3 protein-coding genes are annotated in these 3023 nt (G+C 71.6%); all 3 read left to right on the forward strand.

Annotation, left to right across the window (positions count from 1 at the left end):
• On the forward strand, positions 1-1204 hold a 1204-nt coding region (locus B0W88_RS34005), incomplete at its 5' end, for a hypothetical protein (protein ID WP_077038300.1).
• A 12-nt stretch (positions 1205-1216) separates the two neighbouring features.
• Positions 1217-2398: a class I SAM-dependent rRNA methyltransferase gene (locus tag B0W88_RS30845; RefSeq protein ID WP_077038301.1), complete on the forward strand. Its 1182-nt coding sequence runs from the start codon at positions 1217-1219 to the stop codon at positions 2396-2398.
• A 197-nt stretch (positions 2399-2595) separates the two neighbouring features.
• Positions 2596-3023, forward strand: a 428-nt coding sequence (locus tag B0W88_RS30850) for a response regulator (protein ID WP_144007105.1), incomplete at its 3' end; no start/stop codon positions are given.

Genomic DNA, 3023 nt, shown 5'->3' on the forward strand with positions numbered 1-3023 from the left:
GTCCGTCACCGCCGGTGGCGGGCTCAGCTCGGATGTGCTGCGCTTCGGCGGCGGCCTGATGCTGCGGCCCGAGATCTCGCTGCGCAACGAGTTCGACCACGGCTGGTACAGCGGCGTCAGCTGGTCGCAGGTCCGTTTCCCCAGCGGCAATGTCAAGGGCAGCAGCCTCGGCTTCGTGATCGGCCACGCCGGCAACTTCAGCAGCTTCTCGCCGCGCGACGCCGGCCAGCGCGGCGCCAGCAGCGGGCGCACCGGCCTGGGCTTCGACGAGGTGGTGGTCTTCGGCGGCATGTACAAGCCCGACAGCCGCACCTTCGACCGCGGCGGCAATCCGAGCCGCGGCCGCATGGGCACGGCCGGCGCCGACCTGCGCCAGTACATCGCCGACGGCAGCTGGTGGGCGCTGGAGGCGGCCGGCGCCGCGCAGGGCGGCTCGGACGGCTATATGGAGCTGCTGGTCAAGGCCGGCCAGGACTGGGCGCTGGGCAATACCGGCCTGCGCGTCGGCGCCGAGATCGGCGCCGGCCTGGGCGGCGGCGGCGGCGTCAACACCGGCAACGGCTGGCTCTGGCACGCCGGCCCCAGCCTGCGCTGGGTCTCGCCCTGGGCCGGCGCCAGCCTGCATCTCGATGCCGGCTACGCGCGCTCCTTCTCGGGCCAGTTCTCGGCGCCCTTCCTGCGGCTGGGCGTGGGCCTGCCGCTGGACCGCATGGTCTCGGCCTTCGACTACAGCGACCATGGTGAAGGCACGGTGCGCGCGCTGACGGTGGGCGCCAGCGTGCAGCACCTGTCGCGCGTGCATTACAAGGACGGCCATACCGGCCCGATCAGCGAGCTGGCGATCACGATGTCGCGCGAGCTCGGCACCCATCTGTATGGCGCCGCGCAGGCGGGCAGTGCGGCCGTCGGCGATGCCGGCGCCTACTCCTTCGGCCTCTTCGGCCTGGGCTGGCAGACCTCGCCCTACCTGAACGGCAAGCTGCGCTTCGGCGTCGAAGGCCTGGTGGGCGCGGGCGGCGGCGGCGGCGTGGTCGTCAATGGCGGTGCGATCGGCCAGGTGGAGGCCTGGGCGCAGTACGAGGCCACCGAGCGCCTGCGCCTGCGCGCCGGGATCGGCGAGTGGCACACGCTGCGCAGCTCGGGGCAGTCCTCGCCGATGTTGAACCTGTCGCTGGGCTACGCCTTCGGCACCCTCGATCGCTGAAGGAGACCGGCCATGAAGAGCATCACCCTCCGCGCCGGCAAGGAGCGCTCGCTGCAGCGCCGCCATCCCTGGGTCTTCGAGGGCTCGATCGCCAAGGGCGGCGCCGATACGGGCGAGACGGTGCGCGTGGTTGCGGCCGACGGCAGCTTCCTCGGCTGGGGCGCCTTCAGCCCCAAGTCGCAGATCCGCGTGCGCATCTGGAGCTTCGACGAGGGCCAGCGCATCGATGCGGCCTTCTTCGGCCAGCGCATCGCCGCCGCGCTGGCGCTGCGCGCACGGCTGCCGATCGCTTCCGACGGCGTGCGCCTGATCCACGGCGAGGCCGACGGCCTGCCGGGCCTGATCGTCGACCGCTATGCCGACACGCTGGTCGCGCAGTTCGGCACCGCGGGCGTGGAGCGCTGGAAGAAGGACATCGTGGCCGCGCTGCTGGCGCAGACCGGCCTCGCGCGCCTGTACGAGCGCTCCGACGCCAGCGTGCGCGGCCTCGAGGGCCTGCCCGAGAGCACCGGCTGGCTGGCCGGCAGCGGCGCGACCGAGCTGACGATCCGCGAGCACGCCTGGCGCCTGTCGATGGACGTGGCCGAGGGCCACAAGACCGGCTACTACCTGGACCAGCGCGACAACCGCAAGCGCTTTGCCGATGCGGTGCGCCACTACGGCTGCAGGACGGTGCTCAACTGCTTCAGCTACACGGGCGGCTTCTCGGTGGCGGCGCTGGCCGGCGGGGCCGAGGAGGTGATCAGCGTGGACTCGTCCGCGCCGGCCCTGGCCCGTGCTGACGCCCACGTTCAGCTGAACGGCTTCGATGCGTCGCGCCACCGCACGCTCGATGCCGACGTCAACGCGACGTTGCGTCAGTTCCTCAAGGAAGGCCGCCAGTTCGACGCCATCGTCCTCGACCCGCCCAAGTTCGCGCCCACCGCGGCCCATGCCGAGCGGGCCGCGCGCGCCTACAAGGACATCAACCGCCTGGGCCTGATGCTGCTGAAGCCGGGCGGCCTGCTGTTCACCTTCTCCTGCTCGGGCGGCATCAGCCCCGACCTGTTCCACAAGATCGTGGCCGGCGCGGGGCTGGACGCCGGCGTCGACGGCGCGATCGTCGAGCGAGTCGGCGCCACGCCCGACCATCCGCAGACGATCTGCTTCCCCGAGGGCGAGTACCTGAAGGGCCTGCTGATCGTGAAGTCCTGAACGGATCCGGTTGCTGACTCCCTACAACTTGGGAGTTATGTTTCCGTGCGGCCATGGGACATTGGCTTCACCGCGGCAAGCAGCAGTACCGCCGCGGTAGGTCTCCGGGGCGCGGTGGATGAGCAGTAGCCGCGCACCCGGATTTCCTTTTCCCGGCGCTGGCTTCAAGTCAGCTGAAATGCGGTAAGTTCGCGCCCATGCGAATCCTTGTTGTCGAAGACGACCCGCTGCTGAGCCAGACGATGCGCCGCAGCCTCACCGAGGCGAACCACCATGTGGACGTGGCGTCCACGCTGGCGCAGGCCGACCATTTCTGGCGCGTGCAGGAGTTCGACGCCGTGCTGCTGGACCTGAGCCTGCCCGACGGCAGCGGCCTGCGCGCGCTGCGCGATGCCCGCGCCCGCGGGGACCGCACGCCGGTGCTGGTGCTGACCGCGCGCAACCGCACCGAAGAGCGCATCGCCGGCCTCGACGCCGGCGCCGACGACTACCTCGGCAAGCCCTTCGACCTGGCCGAGGTTGAGGCGCGGCTGCGCGCGCTGGTGCGCCGCCGGCTCGACCTGACGGACCAGGCCCGCGTCGGCTCGCTGCTGCTGGACCGCCGCGCGCGCCGCGCCTATATCGG

This window comes from Pelomonas sp. KK5, assembly GCF_001984095.1.
Classification (GTDB): Bacteria; Pseudomonadota; Gammaproteobacteria; order Burkholderiales; family Burkholderiaceae_C; genus KK5.